A 15,419-nucleotide genomic window follows, 5' to 3' on the forward strand; every position below is an offset into this window, starting at 1 on the left:
GGGGAGGAGGCGGGGGGCCGTAGGGCTGGGATCCGTACGGGGGTTGCGGCCCGTGCGGCGACGAGGGAGAAGAAGGTTGGGTCATGGGATGATCCTTATCCAACAACAGTGGAAGGTCGTTCGTGTGCGGGGTTTCACGGCATCCCTGGCGGAGGCCGCCCCGGCAGGGCTCTCGACTGCTGGAAGCGGATTCACTCCTGCTCCAGGGTCGCGACGATCTCCTGGGCCACGCTCACGGCACCGTCCATTGCCTCTTCCGCAGAGACCTCCCGGGTGGCGGAGAAGTCCGTGCTGGCCTCGTAGCAAGCGGAGATCATGAGATTGGACTTCCGCACCGCCACGCACCCGTGCAGGGTTGTGGCGTCGTACCACCGCACGGCCTCGTCTCCGAGTCCCGTCACGGCGGTCGTCGCGTTGTCCTCCGATTCCCGTTTCAGATCGGCTCGGGCGGAGGCCTCTCCCCCGTGGCCGAAACGGTTTCCGCTGCGGATGAAGGCCACACTCACGCTCGACGGCATCCCGGGAGAATCCTCCGTGGTCGTCCACCGGCATTGGGTGCCGTCCCACCACGTAGCGCCCTGGGTGTCTACGGGAGCGTCGAGGTCGGTCACGTACCCCTTGACCAGTTGGTCAAGGACTCCGCTCTCTTCGACGAGGGCGCACGGTGGGGCCTCCGCATAGTCCCCGCCGGGACCGCGCAGCCAGACGAGGAGGCCGACTCCTCCGCACCCCAGCAGCACGAGGACGAGTACTGCGCTGACCAGCACAGCCACCGCGCAGCCGCGTCCGCTGCCGCGCGGCTCCTCATGGAGGGTGGCGGACCCGCCGGGGGGAGGCGGCTGGACCATGGACTTCCCTTCACCTGTCCGGAGATCGACGCTCTTCCTCTGCCACCGAGCCAACGTTACTCGCTGGTTCGGACGGGAGGTCTGGCAGAGGAGCCCGATCCCTGAGCATCACTTCACCGGGTAAGAAGCCGCTTACCGCGATAAAGTTCGCGGTAATCTCCCCAAGCCGGGCGGAGCGGACGGTCCGGCTTCCCGGCTCCGTTACAGGGCCGCCGCCACCTCTGCGGCGATCGCCGCTACTTTCTCCCCGGCGTCGGCCCCGCCGTACCAGACCCGGATCGTCAGGTTGCGGTCCCTGGTCGCGGCCTCGGCTCCCTCACCGACCCCGGCGGGCCGCACCAGCGTGTCCCCGCGCGACAGCTCCCCCTCCGCCAAAGCGTCCAGTTCTGCTGCTGCGCGCTCCTCCCCGCTCGATTGGCTGTCGCTGAAGTGGGCGCGGAAGGAGACGATGAGCATCCGCGGGTCCTCACCGGAAGCGTCCAGTGAGGACCACACGCACGACCGGCCGGCGGAGAGCGGGAGCGGCCCAACGGTCTCCGCTTCGAGCACTGCTGCGGGGACCGCGCCTTCCACGGTCGCACTCGGCACTGACGTGCAGGCGGGCGGCTGCGGGTACGCGTCCGTGGGAGCGGCCTCCACTGCGGGACCGTGCTTCGCCCACAGCAGGCCGCCGGTGATGGCCGCGGCGCTCACCACGGCAGCGCCGCCCACCACCGCGGCCCCGCGCACCACTGTGCGCCGCCTCGCCTCGTCCATCGTCGTGTTCTCCTCTTCCGCGCCCGCCCACGGTCCGGCTGCGGGCGGCGGCCCGGTTGCGGTACCTCAGCAGTGGTCGGCGTTTAGGCGACCACGATGTTGACCAGTTTGGGCTCACGGACCACGATCCTGCGGATCTCACGTCCGGCGATGTGATTCTGGACCTTCTCCGAGGCGAGGGCCAGCCGCTCCAGCTCTTCCGCGGAAATGTCCGGGGAGACCTGCAGCTTGTCGCGGACCTTGCTGGCCACCTGGACCACGCACGTCACGCTCTCCTGGACCAGGAGCGCAGGGTCGGGCTCCCGCCAGGTGCCCACCGACACCGATCCGGTGTGGCCGAGCATCTCCCAGCCTTCCTCGGCGACGTAGGGAGCGAACAGACCCAAGGTGATCGCAATCACCTCAGCGGCTTCACGCACCGCGGGGTCGGCGGCGCCAGGGCCCGAGTCGATCGCCCGGCGAGCAGCGGTGACGAGTTCCATGATCCGCGCGATGGCGACGTTGAACCGCTGGGCTTCCACGGCCTCGGTAACCTTCGCCAGGGTCTGGTGGGTCATCCGCCGCAGCGCCAGGTCGCCGGTGGCCGGGTCCACCCCCGGTGCAGAGGCGGCTGCGGCCTCCGCCATCACCCGGTAGGCACGGTTGAGGAACTTCACCGATGCCCCCGGGGACACGTCTGCCCAGTCGATGTCTTCCTCCGGCGGCCCGGCAAACACCATGGTCAGCCGGACGGCGTCAACCCCGTAGCGGTCGATCTCCTGCCCCAGGTCCACACCGTTGCCCAGCGACTTGGACATGGCCTTGCCCTGGTTGATGACCTGGCCCTGGTTGAGCAGCCGGACGAAGGGCTCGGTGAACGGCACCATGCCCATGTCGTAGAGGACCTTGGTGAAGAACCTGCTGTAGAGCAGGTGCAGGATCGCGTGCTCGACACCGCCGACGTACTGGTCGATCGGTCCCCACTTGGCGACTTTCTCCTGGTCGAACGGCGCGGTGTCCAGGTTGGGCGAGCAGTAGCGCAAGAAGTACCAGGAGGAGTCGACGAAGGTGTCCATCGTGTCCGTGTCCCGTTTGGCGGGCCCGCCGCAGCGGGGGCAGGACACGTTGACCCAGTCGGTGGCGGCGGCCAGCGGGGAGACCCCCTTGGGGGCTAGGGCAGCCCCGCGCAGGTCGGGCAGGCGCACCGGCAGTTCTTCGTCGGGGACCGGAACTTCGCCGCACTCCGGGCAGTGGATGATCGGAATGGGAGTGCCCCAGAACCGCTGGCGGGACACCAGCCAGTCGCGCAGCCGGTAGTTGACGGCGGCCTTGCCGGTGCCGCGTTCGGTGAGGATCTCGATGATGCGGGGGATCGCTTCGCTCTTGCTGAGGCCGTTCAGCGGACCGGAGTTGATGAGCGTGCCCTCCCCGGGGGTGGCGATCCCCGTCTCAGCGGGGTCGGGCTCGCCCGTGTCCACGACAACACGGACCGGCAGGTTGAACTTGCGGGCGAAGTCCAGGTCGCGCTGGTCGTGTGCGGGCACCGCCATGATCGCGCCGTGGCCGTAGTCGGCCAGTACGTAGTCGGCCGCCCAGACCGGGATGCGCTCCCCGTTGACCGGGTTGATCGCGTAGCGGCCCAGGAAGACGCCGGTCTTCTCCCGCTCGGTCGACTGGCGTTCGATGTCACTCAGCTTGCTGACCTGGGTGCGGTAGGCCTCGAACGCTTCCCGCTGTTCAGGCGCGCACAGTTCGTCGGCCAGCGGCGAGTCGGGGGCGACCACGAAGAACGTCGCCCCGTACAGGGTGTCGGGTCGCGTAGTGAAGACGGTGACCGGTTCCTCGCGGCCTTCGATAGTGAACTGGACGTCAGCGCCTTCCGAACGGCCGATCCAGTTGCGCTGCATGGTCAGCACGCGCTCGGGCCACTTGCCCTCGAGCTGCTCCATGTCGTCCAGCAGCCGCTGGGCGTAGTCCGTGATCTTGAAGTACCACTGGTTGAGCGCCCGCCGCTCGACCTCGGTGCCGCAGCGCTCGCACTTGCCCTGGATGACCTGCTCATTGGCGAGCACGGTCTGATCCTTGGGGCACCAGTTGACCAGGCCGTCCTTGCGGTAGGCCAGACCGCGTTCGAAGAACCGGAGGAAGAACCACTGGTTCCAGCGGTAGTACTCGGGGTCGCTGGTGTGCAGACGACGGGACCAGTCCAAAGAGATGGCGTAGCGCCGGAACGACTCGGCCTGGGTCTCAATGTTGGTGTAGGTCCACTCGGCCGGGTGGAAGTTGTGTTTGATGGCGGCGTTCTCCGCGGGCAGGCCGAAAGAGTCCCAGCCGATCGGGTGCAGCACGTTCTCCCCGCGCGCGAAGTGGTAGCGCGCGATGACGTCGCCGATCGCGAACGCCTCAGCGTGCCCCATGTGGAGGTCACCTGAGGGGTAGGGGAACATGTCGAGCACATAGCGTCGCGGACGGGGGTCGGCCGGGTCTTCGCTAGCCGTGAAGGGGTTCTCCTTTGCCCACCGGGCCTGCCACTTCTCCTGGAGTGCCCGGACGTCGTAGGAGCCACTCGTCGTCTGATCGCCGCTAACCGCTGTCATGGTTGGATGGTTCCTCTACCGGTGTTGCCCTAGGGGGCGGGTTCCGATCTGGCGCACTGCTGTTGCCGGACCAGCGTCTTCCGACTCACCGAGTGACCTGAGGATGCCGGTCCGAATCACCTGTGTTTCAAGGTTAGCGCGCAACGGCACGGCCGAAGCGCAGCCGTGATTCCCCTGCGGCATCCCGCGGTCTTCCCGGGCTGAGCCAGCGTGGGACAGCTCTCTGCCGCTGCAGCCGCAAAGGGCGGGAAAACCGGCTACCGTTGGCGGTAAAGCATCCTGGCTCTATGGCCGTGTCGGCTGGGCGGAGCCCGTACCCGCCGCGCCACGTTGGTCTTGGGAATCGATGGGGAGGACAGCAGTTCACCGGTCGGCCCCCGCTGGTGGAACACGGTCGCGGCACAGAACCGCGCCCACCCTTGCTGCAGGGAAACGGCGGCGTGCCGGTTTCGTCTTCCCCTCGCGGTAGGGCAGCGACCGGCGGCCCCAGACCCGGTGGTCTGCCGCAGCCCTGCCTGTGCCGGGCAGCACCGCCCGGATACGGGAGCAGCGGCCTTCCCTGGCACCGCGGGACACTCCGGTGCGCTGCACCCGCCCTTTCGGTCTCCCTCCCCCGTAGCGTCTCGGCTCCCGCCCAGGGCGGTGTGCCACGGCTGTCCTTCACCCCCGGTACCCCACCGTTCCGGGAGGGCCGGGGCGCCGCCACCCCAGCAGAGTGGATCCACCGTCCGCTTTCCCGCTGTTCCACGCCCCGCGTATCCGCGGGGAATCCGCCAGAGGAGAACTGACATGCCGCTGTTCGATCCGCGTACCGTCGTCCGGGCGTCCCTGTCCGCTGTGGCAGCCGCCCTGGTGGGCCTGAGTCTGGCCGCCTGCTCGGCCTCTTCGGACACCTCCCCCGCTGAGACGGTGGCGGAGCAGGATCCAGCTCCCGTGCTGGGCGAGTACGACGACCGCATCCAACTGGTGGAGGGGACCCCGTACACCCTCACCGCTGAGGATGGCGACTCTTTCGTCTTGGAAATCACCGAATACGACGAGGCGGAGCCGCAGGTGACGGTCAAGGTCACTCCGGAGGGCGGAACGGGTGAGGAGACCACGGTGACGCTGGGGGACCTGATCGAGGTGGACGGAGTCCCGTGGCGGGTGTCCGAGTTGGGGTTCGGTGACTCGCTGCCTGTCTCGGTGACGCTCACCAAGGCTGAGTAATCCCCGCAGTGGGGGGAAGGCTCCCTGGTCCCGCACCTCACCCATAAGTTACTGTTCAGTAGAACAGTGACATGCGGCACTTCCCGGAGGAGCCAGGATGCTCAATCTCTCCGTTCTGCTGGAAGACGGCGCACGCAACCGGCCGGAGCGCGATGCGATCGTCTTTGGCGACATGCGGCTGAACTACGCCCTGGTCAACATGATCGCCAACCAGGTAGCCAACCTCCTGGTATCCCGCGGTATCCGCCCCGGGGACAAGGTTGCGCTCGCCTGTCCGAACGTCCCGTACTTTCCCTTCGTCTACTTCGGTGCGCTCAAGGCGGGAGCGGTCGTCGTCCCCCTGAACGTCCTGCTTACGCCGCGCGAAATCGAATACCATCTCCGCGACTCCGGCGCTAAAGCGCTCTTCGCGTTCACCGGCACCCCGGAACTCCCCCTCGGGGAGCGCGCCTGGCAAGCATTCCAGGAAGTCGCCGAATGCGAGCTCTACATCGACCTGCCGGCCGCCGCGGGGGCGACCACGTCCGCAATCCCGGGCGCAGAAACCTTCTGGGCCGCGCTCAACGGGCAGCCCGGCGAGTTCGAGTCGGTGCGCACCGAAGGCGACGACGTCGCAGTGATCATCTACACCAGCGGCACCACCGGCCAGCCCAAAGGCGCCCAGCTCACCCACACCAACCTGCTCTTCAACGCGGTCGCCTCCAGCGCCCTCTTCGACCAGGCTCCCGACAGCCACGACGTGTTCCTCACCGTGCTGCCGCTCTTCCACATCTTCGGGCAGACCACGATGATGAACGCGGCTCTCTACCGGCACGGGACCATGGTGCTGATGCCCCGCTTCGACGGGGATGAGGCCCTCTCCCTCATGGAAAAGGAGAAGGTCACCATCTTCGCCGGGGTGCCCACCATGTACTGGGGGCTCCTCAACGCCCAAGGGGACCACGACATCAAGCAGATCTCCCAGACCCTGCACACCGCGGTCTCCGGGGGCGCCTCCCTTCCCGCCGAAGTCGCCCGGAAAGTCAAGGAGAAGTTCGGCATCGAAATCCTGGAAGGCTACGGCCTCTCCGAAACCTCTCCCGTGGTGTCCTTCAACAACCCCAAGCGCAAAGCCAAGCCGGGATCGATCGGGCTGCCCATCTGGGGCGTGGAGATGAAGCTCGTCGACGAGAACTTCAACACCATTGAAGGCGAAGGGCCGGGAGAGATCGCCGTGCGCGGCCACTGCGTGATGAAGGGCTACCACAACCGTCCCGAGGCCAACGCGCAGGTGATGCGGGACGGCTGGTTCCGCACCGGGGACATCGCCCGCCGCGACGAGGAAGGCTTCTACTTCATCATCGACCGCTCCAAAGACATGATCATCCGCGGCGGATACAACGTGTACCCGCGGGAGATCGAAGAGGTGCTGATGACGCACCCCCAGGTGAGCCTGGCCGCCGTGGTGGGTGTCCCGCACGACACGCACGGCGAGGAGATCAAAGCGTTCGTGATCCCCGCCGAGGGGGCCACCCTCACCGAAGACGAACTGATCGCCTGGGCCAAGGAGCGTCTGGCGGCCTACAAGTACCCGCGGATCGTGGAGTTCCGCACGGAACTGCCCATGACGGCGACCGGCAAGATCCTCAAGCGGGAACTTCGCTGACCAGCTGCGGGCGGTGCGGCGCTGCCGTGGAGCAGCCGCACTCGTTTCCCAGCGCCGCCTAGTGCTGCCGGGGCCGCGGGGAACCGCTGCGGACCGCCACCCTGTGCCGGATTCCGCGGTGTCTTCCGGCCCCGGCCGGTCCGCGGCTCCGGTTGCGGGCTACCGCGACGCGCGGCTAGGCGCACGGCCCGCCTCCCGCGCGGGGTGCTTATCGTGCTGTCACCCTGCGCAGCGTGGGCAGCAGCTCCTCACGGCCGTAGACCGCTGTGCCGATAGCAGCGGAGAACGCGGCCAGCATGTGGACGAAGACCAGCGGATCGCCGTGCGCCCGGACCCAGGCGGCCTCGTGCTCCCCGATCGCGTACGCCTCCCAGGCGGAGACGACCGCGAATTCCACCTCGGGTTCCAGCAGGTCGGCGACGGTGCGGGCGACCGCTTCCCGGGAGTCCGCGGCGCGCCACGGCACCCCGGTCTCCTGGACCCGGCGGGCAAGGAAGGCCGCGCACACTTTCAGGGTGGAGACGATCCGCTCCCCCGCCTCCGCGCTGATCCCCGCGGAACGTTCACCGATCATTCTGCGGTCGGCGCGCACATACGCGTCGATGAGGTCGAGGGCGACGGTGGTGTGGTGCCGGTCGTCATCGGTCGCAGCCATGGGCTCATCATGCCCGGTTCCGCGACTGATATCCCCCGGCTGTGCACCGCGGTTAAGGCAGCGGCGGTTCGAAGTCGGGGCGCAGCGGCATCCGCGCCTCGGTCCCGTCGAGCTTCACCCCGAGGATCTGGTGCAGTTGCACCACGTTGCGTTCGAAGCCGAGCACGCACCCGGCCATGTAGAGCCGCCACACTCGGGCCGTGCCCTCCCCCACTTCCCGCACCGCGGCATCCCAGTTGCGGTCCAGGTTGGCCAGCCAGTCCCGCAGGGTCCGTGCGTAGTGCTCCCGCAGGTTCTCCTGGTGGCGGATTTCGAACCCGGCGTCGTTCATCGCCGCCTGCAGCCAGCCGGGCCCTTCCAGCTCCCCATCGGGGAAGACGTAGCGGTTGATCACCCCGCCGCGTTTGAAGGGCGGCAGGTCGTTGCGGGGCCGGGTGATGCAGTGGTTGAGCAGGCGGCCTCCCGGGACGAGCTTGCGGTACAGCGACGCGAAGTAGGCGGGCACGTTCTTTTTGCCGACGTGCTCGGTCAACCCGATCGAGCTGATCGCGTCGTACTCGCCGTCGGGCAGGTCCCGGTAGTCCATGTGCCGGACTTCTGCCAGGTCGCCCAGGCCCTCGTGGGCGATCCGCTTCTGCGCCCACTCAGCCTGCTCTTTGGACAGGGTCACCCCCAGGGCTTTGACCCCGTGCTCCCGGGCCGCGTGGATGACCATGCCGCCCCAGCCGCACCCCACATCCAGCAGTCGTATCCCAGGGGCAAGACCGAGCTTGCGGGCGATCAGCTCGTGCTTGAAGAACTGTGCCTGCTCCAGCGTGGCCTGCTCGGTCGGGTAGACCGCGCAGGTGTAGGTCATCGACTCGCCCAAGACCAGGGCGTAGAAGGCGTTGGAGACGTCGTAGTGGTGCTGGATGGCTTCGGCGTCGCGCTGCTTGGAGTGGCGCCAGCCCAGGGCGGCGAGGCGGGACTGGCGCACCTCCTGCGGCGGCGGTGGAAGCCGGTTGACGAACTTCACCCACCCGATCCCGCGGATGATCCGCAGCAGTTCCCCGGGGGACAGCCGCGGCCGGTCCTGGAACACCACGTCGGCCATTGCCCGCAGCGCGGTGTACATGTCCCCTTCGACGTCGAGGTATCCCGCCACGTAGGCGCGGGTCAAACCGAGTGCTCCCGGCGCTTGGACGATGTAGTTGACGGCTGCCGGGTGGCGAACCACGATAGCGACTTCACTGCGTGGATCTCCCGCAGTGCTGCCGTCGTAGGCCCGGAAGTGGACGGGCGCATCGGGTCCGACGACACGTTCGAATACCTCCGCCAGTCGCATCCCTCATCCTTTCTCACCCGCCGCCGACGCACTTGGTGTACAGGTCGAGCAGTCGACCGTCGGGGTCGTAGGCAGCTTTGAGCTTGCGGTAGATCTCCCCGTTGTAGAGCTCCCAGAACTCGTCCTCGTCGTAGAAGGCGTCCGAGTAGAGCGACTTGTGCCCGCCCAACCGGGTCACTTCTTTTTCGATCAGCCGGTTGTGGTATGTCCTGCCTCCACCGGGACGGATCGGAACGAGGCCCCAAAACCCGAAGTTGACGTAGAGGCGGCGGGGTTTGAGGGGGTAGAGCGGCCAGACCGGTTCCGTATCGTCGGCTGTGTCTTCTCGCAGCCGCAGCGGGCACAGCCACACCGGGGACATGCCGATCTCGGTGTGGAAGAAGTCGAGGAACTCGGCAGCCCGCCCCACCTCAACCTCGATGTCCTGGATCACCGGTTCCTTGGGCGGGCGCCCGCGGTAGTAGTCGAGCAGGCGGCTCGCGTCAGTGCGCCGGTCCCAGGCGACGAGCTTGCGGTAGACGTCGGAGCGTTTCAAGGAACGCGGCCACAGGCGGCGCACCACGGGATGCTGCAGTCCGAAGGCGCGGGAGCACCAGAACCAGTCGGTGTCCCACCGCCACAGGTAGTCGTGCGTGGTGAGGTAGTCGCCGGGGCCGGGGCCCGCGTAGCGGGGGATCGACCGGTAGTAGATGTCGGTTCCGGTGTAGTCGCTGGTCCACGGAGCCCGGTCGGTGAACGTCCCCAAGGTCAGGTACAGCTCGTTGCGGGCGAACACGACGCCGTCGACGAAGTCGACGGTCTCCCCGTCGTGGGTGCGGTCCGCGCAGATCTGCTCCAGCGCGGCCATGGCCGCTGCGGCATCGGTGAACCGCAGGTGCCGCAGGTGGACGTAGGGGCGGACCGGTTCGAGCTGGATGCGGAGCCGCAGCGCGTAACCGAGGGTGCCGTACGAGTTGGGGAAACCGTAGAACAGGTCGCGGTGCTCGTTGTCGCGCCGGGCCACCACCACCTGGCCGCTGCCGGTGAGGATCTCCATCTCTTCCACTGACTCGTGCGGGAGCCCGTTGCGGAAGGACGAGGATTCGATCCCCAGCCCGGTGACCGCACCGCCCAGGGTGATCGTGCGCAGTTGCGGAACCACCGGCGGCATCAGGCCATGCCGCAGGGTGGCGGCGACCAGGTCCTCGTAGGTGGTCATGCCGCCCACCTCCGCGACCCGCGCCTCCGTGTCGATGCTGATCACCGAGGTGAAAGCGCTGACGTCGAGACGCGCGGCATCGTCCCGGCTGCGGAAGCGGAAGAGGTTGGAGGTGGTCTTCGCCAGGCGCACCGGCTTGTCGGCGGACAGCCGCGCATAGGCGCGGCGCAGCTCGTACACCGCGTTGATGTGGTTGGCGAGGTTGGACGCGGAAGACTGACAGTTCACTGCTCACCCACTTCTCCCCCGCCGTTCCCGCGCGGCATTCCGGGCTGTCGGAGCCGCCGCACGGCGGTCGGGGCGCCGGTTTGAGGCCAGCCTAATCTCCCAGTACGGCAAATCCGGGGATGTTACGCGGCGTTTCCCGGTTTTGCGCATATCATCGGCTGGCGTGCGCATCGCATTAGTCGACTCAGGGATCGGTCTGCTCTCCACCGCCGCCGCGCTGCGGCGGATCCGTCCGGATGCGGACCTGATCCTCTCCATGGACCCTGATTACATGCCGTGGGGACCGCGCAGTGTTCCGGAGATCGTCGCGCGGGCGCTGGCCGGGGCCCGGGCTGTGCTTGACGAGCAGCCCGACGCCGTGGTGGTGGCGTGCAACACCGCCTCGGTGCACGCGTTGGAGTCGCTGCGCGCCGAACTGGAACCGCGGATTCCCGTGATCGGTACCGTCCCGGCCGTGAAGCCCGCCGCAGACCGGGGTGCGCCGTTCGCGATCTGGGCGACCCCGGCTACTACGGGGAGCCCGTACCAGCGGGACCTCATCGACCGGTTCGCGCGGGGGATCGCGGTGACCCCGGTGGCCTGCCCCGGCCTGGCTGACGCGGTGGAACGCGCCGATCCGGCTGCTGTGGCGGAAGCCGTCGACCACGCCGCCGCGCACACTCCTGCCGACGTGTCAGCGGTGGTGCTCGGCTGCACCCACTACGACCTGGTGAGCGACGTCATCACCGCAGCGCTGGGCGAGCATGTGACCCTGTTCACAGCCGCGGATGCGGTCGCCGCGCAGGCCCTCCGGCGAATCGGGGTCTCGCCCCAACCGGACGCGCCCCGCACCGGTGGGCTGCGGGTGTATGCCAGCGGCCGTCCCGCACAGCTTCCCGAGGCAGCCCTGACCTACCGGGCGGGGGTGCTGCTGACCACCGAGGTCGCGGCGTGAGCGTGTCTGCTGCGCCGGTAGTCGTCCCGCACGGATGTGCTGTCGGCCCGGTTCTGTTCCGCGGCAGCGTCTGAATTCCCCGCGCAGTGCGCCACGGCGGTGTGCCGCGCTGTTCAGGGCTGGCGGACGGTACCCGTCTCGGACAGGGTGGCCAGCAGGCCGACCAGTTCCCGTACCCCTTCCATGTCCCCGTCGTGCAGCAGGGATTCCAGCAGGCTGAGCGCGGTGGTCGCGTCGGCGGGGAGCGCGCGGACCCTTGCCCACTGCTCTCGCGCTGCGTTACGGGCCAGGTCGAGTTCCCGGGCTACGCGTCCGAGGCGTTCGAGGAGCACCGCATCCCCCGGGCATTCGGCGAGTGCGGCCCAGATCAGGTCGGCCCGCTGCTCGGGGTTGAGGTCCAGGGCGTGGTTGCTCCACAGCCACGAGTCCAGGCGAGCTGCGGGGACCGGAAGCGACGGCGATGGGAGCTGGCGGACACTGGCGCGGACCGCAGCGAGGTCGGCGGTGAGCGCGTCCTCGCGGCACATCTGGGCTACCGCGGCTTGGGCGTATTCGACCATGCTCAGCGCGGTCCAGCGGGCGCCGCGGCGCAGGGCGAGCCGGGCTGCTCGCACCGCCAGTTCCAGTTGGCGGCGGGGCGCGCCGTTCTGCTCCAGGTGGCGGACCCACCCGGTGAGGCGGACGCCGAGCCGCCAGTCGTTGAGCGCTACCCCGGCCGCGTCGAGGTCTTCTGCGGCCTGCACCCACAGCGGCCGGAGGAACGGGTGGGCCTGGGCTAGTTCCACGGCTGGCAGCGCCGCCGCAGCCACCTCCACCAACTGCCGTCTGGTGCGGGCCAGGCGGGCCAGCAGCCGGGCGCGTTCGAAACGGATCCGGAGGTGCACGTCGTCGCGGGCGGCGTCGGGGCCGCTCAGCACGGGGACCTGGTTGTCAAGCCGGTTGAGGACTGCCAGCGCTTCCTCGTCGCGGCCCATGAGGTGCAAGGCGCGCACGCGTGCCACGGCGAGCTCGACGGTGAAGCGGAGCGTCTGGTCTTGGGTGTCGAGGAAGTCGACCGCCTCGTGCGGGCGTCCCACGTCGCTGAGCAGGTCAGCGAAGGCCGCGGTCAGCGCCGTGTAGGCGGGTGTTCCGGGTTCGACGTGCTCTAAGGCGGTGGTGAGCAGGAGCTCCCGTTCCACGGTGCGGCCAGGGCCGTCGATGTTGGCGTGGCAGGCAGCGGCGATCACGGCAGGGCAGGCGCCGGGCGGGCAGTGGGCCGGATCGGCGTGGGCGGCGTGCACCAGTTCGGTGACCTCGTCCAACACCACTGTGCCTGCCTGGTGGTGGAGGATACGCGCGGCGAGCTGCCAGTACCGCACATAGTGGGCGGCCCAGAGCGGGGCCCCCGGCTCGGTCGCGGCCCGCAGGGCGGCCGGCAGTTCGATGGTGATCCGGTGGGTGTCGCCGAGGACAGCCAGTTCCGGCAGGCGCCCCAGCGCGGTAGCTAGCTGCTCGTGTCCGTTGGCCCGTGTCTTGTCGGCGGCTTCCGCCACCCATTCCCACAACGTCATCGTGGCACTCCCTCCCCGCATCACGCACTGAACGTATCAACGCGATCACTGCAGCGGCCCGATTGACACAGCGGTCCTTGACGGTGTCCTTTAGAGTCAGCGGCACTGGGCTGTGCGGGTCGGGTGTGGTGCGGCGGACACGGACAGGAGTAAGTACGGTATGGGATGGCTGGATCGCTTCGGGCTACGGAAAGCGCAACGCCGAGGCAGAAAAGCGCGTTACGATCGTCCTGCGGAGGATTCCGACATCAAGGCGCTGATCGAGTTCGCCAAGAGTCGGAAAGGCGTCGAGTTCTACGTCGAGCCGGAGACGTTCGCCACGGGCACGACTGCTGTGGCGGTCGCCCACGACGGGGAGTGGATCCGTCGACGGGTCGGTTCCCCTGAGGTGCTGCGCCGGGTCGCGCACAAACTCGCTCTTCCCGCCTACGACGTGAACCTCGTTGGTTACCCCAAGCGCATGCGGGAGTGGACGGCCCGCAACAAGCGCCGTTTGTCCCTCGACTAGCTTCGATGGAGTGTGAAGGGTGGTGCCCCGATGAGTGACGACCCCGGATCCGTGAGGCACCGCCCACCCTCGGAAGGCGCTACTCCCCTCACCGGCTCGGCCGCCCAGGTGCCGCCATGGCTGCTGCGGGCGCTGCTGCTTGTCGTGTGGGTGGTCACTCTCGCGGCGCTCGCCTGGTGGCTGTTTGTGCAGCTCCAAGGGCTGTTGCTGCTGCTGTTGATCTCTTTGTTCCTGGCGCTGGCGCTTGAGCCCGCCGTGAACTGGCTGCACCGGCACCGCTGGCCGCGCGGGCTCGCCACGGGGGCGGTGATGCTGGCAGCGGCCGGCACTCTGGTGCTGTTCCTCACCGTGCTGGGGTCGATGCTTGTCGGCCAGGTCGTCGCGTTCGTCTCGGATCTGCCCCGGATGACGCGTTCGCTGCTGGCCTGGGTGAACGCCACGTTCCACACCGACTTCTCCCCCACCACGCTGCTGAGCGAGCTGACGAGTGTCAGCGGGCTGGTCGAAGAGTACGCGTCCCAGCTCGCGGGCAACGTGGTGGGAGCGGGATCCACCGTGCTGGCGCTGCTTTTCGACGGGTTGACGATCGCGCTGTTCACCTTCTACCTGTGTGCGGACGGCCCGCGGTTCCGCCGCACGATCTGCTCGGTGCTGCCACCGCGCACCCAGCGGGAGGTGCTGCGCGCCTGGGAGATCGCGATCGAGAAGACCGGCGGCTACATCTACTCGCGGGCGCTGCTCGCGCTCATCTGCACGGTGGCCCACTACATCCTGCTGGCGCTCTTGGACATCCCCTTCGCGTTCGCGCTGGCCCTCTGGATGGGGGTGCTATCCCAGTTCATTCCGACCGTGGGCACCTACATCGGTGGGGCGCTCCCGGTGCTCGTAGCGCTCCTCGACGGTTTCTGGCCGGCGCTGTGGGTCCTGGTGTTCGTCACCGTCTACCAGCAGTTCGAGAACTATCTGCTGCAGCCGCGGATCACCGCTAAGACGCTGGACATGCATCCGGCGGTGGCGTTCGGCTCCGTCCTGGCCGGGGTCGCGATCCTGGGTGCGCCGGGGGCGCTGCTGGCGCTGCCTGCCGGGGCGAGCTTGCAGACTTTCCTCAGCTTCTACATCAGACGCTACGAGGTGGCCGAGCACCCGCTGCTGGGCGCGGGCGACTCCGGGGGCACGGCGGAGGAGTCAGAGTCCTCTTCCGGATCGTCTGCCGACCCCTCCGACTCCGCTGAGGCCTCTCTTTCTCCGCCGAACCCAACGAACCGGGGCGACTAGGAAGAGGAGGGGCGCAACCTACTCTCCCGGAACACCCGCTGGCAAGCCCCACAAGCCACTAAGAGGAACAAGAGGGAATTTTTGGACACCGGTGGAGACAGTTTGTAGGAACCACCTGGTGGAATCGGTTCCCCCGCGGGGGAGGCTCATCGCATACTCACTCGTGGGAGGGGTCGTGGAAATGAGACAGGAGTTGACCGCCCTGTGCTGTGACTGCGGGGCAATCCGCCGGGTCACCACCTACCGCGGTATCGGGGAGGCCCAGTCTGCCCACGGTGCGGCCCGGTGCGTGGTACGGCGGATGTGCCGCTCCTGCGGACGGCAGACCTACCACGCCTACATGCGCGACGACGAGGACCGCGACGAACTGGAAGACGCGCTCCGGTTAGACAACGCCCTGGCTGCCAAGGCGTTGGAAGAGGAGATCAGCCAGTTGCGCCGGTGCGGTGTGGAGGTGGGGCACGCTCCTGTTCCCGCGATCTGGGACAGTCCGCCGGTCGGCATGATCACCCAGCGATTGAGCGACCGGAAATACTCGCTCGTCCTCGACCCGAATTCGTCGATCGTGGCCCGGCTCAAACTCATCGACCTGCTGTGGTACGAGCTGACCACGGGGGAGCACAGCGACCGGTGGCACATCCACTCTCCCGGCGACGGTCCGGGCTACGCGATCCGCCTCTTCGGTTTCCGAGCGCCCCGCTGAGTACGGGTCG

The 15,419-nt window shown here is 68.1% G+C and carries 13 protein-coding genes; 6 read left to right on the forward strand and 7 right to left on the reverse strand.

The features are described from left to right. Positions 1 to 191: 191 nt before the first annotated feature. From TFU_RS10640 to leuS, 3 genes are all read right to left on the reverse strand, one after another. Positions 192 to 848, reverse strand: a complete 657-nt coding sequence (locus TFU_RS10640; RefSeq protein ID WP_011292577.1) for a hypothetical protein — start codon at positions 846 to 848, stop codon at positions 192 to 194. Between the two features lie 201 nt (positions 849 to 1,049). Next, entirely contained in the window at positions 1,050 to 1,604 is a 555-nt protein-coding gene (locus tag TFU_RS10645; protein WP_011292578.1) for a hypothetical protein, read from the reverse strand. 83 nt (positions 1,605 to 1,687) lie between these two features. Continuing rightward, positions 1,688 to 4,180: a leucine--tRNA ligase gene (leuS, locus tag TFU_RS10650; protein ID WP_011292579.1), complete on the reverse strand. Its 2,493-nt coding sequence runs from the start codon at positions 4,178 to 4,180 to the stop codon at positions 1,688 to 1,690. A gap of 789 nt (positions 4,181 to 4,969) precedes the next feature. On the opposite strand from leuS, the gene TFU_RS10655 reads away from it, so the two are divergent. Together TFU_RS10655 and TFU_RS10660 are read left to right on the forward strand one after the other, a co-directional pair. After that, positions 4,970 to 5,389, forward strand: coding sequence for a DUF6406 domain-containing protein (locus TFU_RS10655; RefSeq protein ID WP_011292580.1), 420 nt, complete (start codon positions 4,970 to 4,972; stop codon positions 5,387 to 5,389). A 97-nt stretch (positions 5,390 to 5,486) separates the two neighbouring features. After that, positions 5,487 to 7,034, forward strand: a complete 1,548-nt coding sequence (locus tag TFU_RS10660) for a long-chain-fatty-acid--CoA ligase (protein ID WP_011292581.1) — start codon at positions 5,487 to 5,489, stop codon at positions 7,032 to 7,034. Positions 7,035 to 7,242: 208 nt separating this feature from the next. Here TFU_RS10660 and TFU_RS10665 read toward each other — a convergent pair whose 3' ends face one another. From TFU_RS10665 to TFU_RS10675, 3 genes are read right to left on the reverse strand one after another with little or no spacing between them, the layout of a single operon-like run. Beyond that, positions 7,243 to 7,689 carry a hypothetical protein gene (locus TFU_RS10665; protein WP_011292582.1) on the reverse strand — a complete coding sequence of 149 codons (447 nt, stop codon included), beginning with the start codon at positions 7,687 to 7,689 and terminating at the stop codon, positions 7,243 to 7,245. Positions 7,690 to 7,741: 52 nt separating this feature from the next. Further along, entirely contained in the window at positions 7,742 to 9,013 is a 1,272-nt protein-coding gene (locus TFU_RS10670; protein ID WP_011292583.1) for an SAM-dependent methyltransferase, read from the reverse strand. A gap of 13 nt (positions 9,014 to 9,026) precedes the next feature. Further along, positions 9,027 to 10,439 carry an FAD-binding protein gene (locus TFU_RS10675; RefSeq protein ID WP_011292584.1) on the reverse strand — a complete coding sequence of 471 codons (1,413 nt, stop codon included), beginning with the start codon at positions 10,437 to 10,439 and terminating at the stop codon, positions 9,027 to 9,029. A gap of 163 nt (positions 10,440 to 10,602) precedes the next feature. Here TFU_RS10675 and TFU_RS10680 point away from each other — a divergent pair, with 163 nt between their 5' ends. Further along, a complete protein-coding gene (locus tag TFU_RS10680; protein WP_011292585.1) occupies positions 10,603 to 11,373 on the forward strand; it encodes a glutamate racemase in 771 nt (256 codons plus the stop codon). A gap of 113 nt (positions 11,374 to 11,486) precedes the next feature. Here TFU_RS10680 and TFU_RS10685 read toward each other — a convergent pair whose 3' ends face one another. Next, on the reverse strand, positions 11,487 to 12,923 hold the full coding sequence (locus tag TFU_RS10685; RefSeq protein ID WP_011292586.1) for a hypothetical protein: 1,437 nt from the start codon (positions 12,921 to 12,923) through the stop codon (positions 11,487 to 11,489). A 160-nt stretch (positions 12,924 to 13,083) separates the two neighbouring features. Between TFU_RS10685 and TFU_RS10690 the strand changes: the two genes are divergently transcribed. The 3 genes from TFU_RS10690 (at position 13,084) to TFU_RS10700 (ending at position 15,409) form a co-directional block, all read left to right on the forward strand. Beyond that, positions 13,084 to 13,431 carry a hypothetical protein gene (locus TFU_RS10690; RefSeq protein ID WP_011292587.1) on the forward strand — a complete coding sequence of 116 codons (348 nt, stop codon included), beginning with the start codon at positions 13,084 to 13,086 and terminating at the stop codon, positions 13,429 to 13,431. Between the two features lie 30 nt (positions 13,432 to 13,461). Further along, positions 13,462 to 14,706: an AI-2E family transporter gene (locus TFU_RS10695; protein WP_011292588.1), complete on the forward strand. Its 1,245-nt coding sequence runs from the start codon at positions 13,462 to 13,464 to the stop codon at positions 14,704 to 14,706. 181 nt (positions 14,707 to 14,887) lie between these two features. After that, entirely contained in the window at positions 14,888 to 15,409 is a 522-nt protein-coding gene (locus tag TFU_RS10700) for a DUF6315 family protein (RefSeq protein WP_016188998.1), read from the forward strand. Positions 15,410 to 15,419: the final 10 nt, after the last annotated feature.

The sequence above is a fragment of the Thermobifida fusca YX genome, from assembly GCF_000012405.1.
Taxonomy (GTDB): Bacteria; Actinomycetota; Actinomycetes; order Streptosporangiales; family Streptosporangiaceae; genus Thermobifida; species Thermobifida fusca.

Bases quoted from the DNA above. Each gene is read 5' to 3' on its own strand.
- TFU_RS10640 (WP_011292577.1), bottom strand. From the start codon at position 848: ATGGTCCAGCCGCCTCCCCCCGGCGGGTCCGCCACCCTCCATGAGGAG.
- TFU_RS10645 (WP_011292578.1), bottom strand. From the start codon at position 1,604: ATGGACGAGGCGAGGCGGCGCACAGTGGTGCGCGGGGCCGCGGTGGTG.
- leuS (WP_011292579.1), bottom strand. From the start codon at position 4,180: ATGACAGCGGTTAGCGGCGATCAGACGACGAGTGGCTCCTACGACGTC.
- TFU_RS10655 (WP_011292580.1), top strand. From the start codon at position 4,970: ATGCCGCTGTTCGATCCGCGTACCGTCGTCCGGGCGTCCCTGTCCGCT.
- TFU_RS10660 (WP_011292581.1), top strand. From the start codon at position 5,487: ATGCTCAATCTCTCCGTTCTGCTGGAAGACGGCGCACGCAACCGGCCG.
- TFU_RS10665 (WP_011292582.1), bottom strand. From the start codon at position 7,689: ATGGCTGCGACCGATGACGACCGGCACCACACCACCGTCGCCCTCGAC.
- TFU_RS10670 (WP_011292583.1), bottom strand. From the start codon at position 9,013: ATGCGACTGGCGGAGGTATTCGAACGTGTCGTCGGACCCGATGCGCCC.
- TFU_RS10685 (WP_011292586.1), bottom strand. From the start codon at position 12,923: ATGACGTTGTGGGAATGGGTGGCGGAAGCCGCCGACAAGACACGGGCC.
- TFU_RS10690 (WP_011292587.1), top strand. From the start codon at position 13,084: ATGGGATGGCTGGATCGCTTCGGGCTACGGAAAGCGCAACGCCGAGGC.
- TFU_RS10695 (WP_011292588.1), top strand. From the start codon at position 13,462: ATGAGTGACGACCCCGGATCCGTGAGGCACCGCCCACCCTCGGAAGGC.
- TFU_RS10700 (WP_016188998.1), top strand. From the start codon at position 14,888: ATGAGACAGGAGTTGACCGCCCTGTGCTGTGACTGCGGGGCAATCCGC.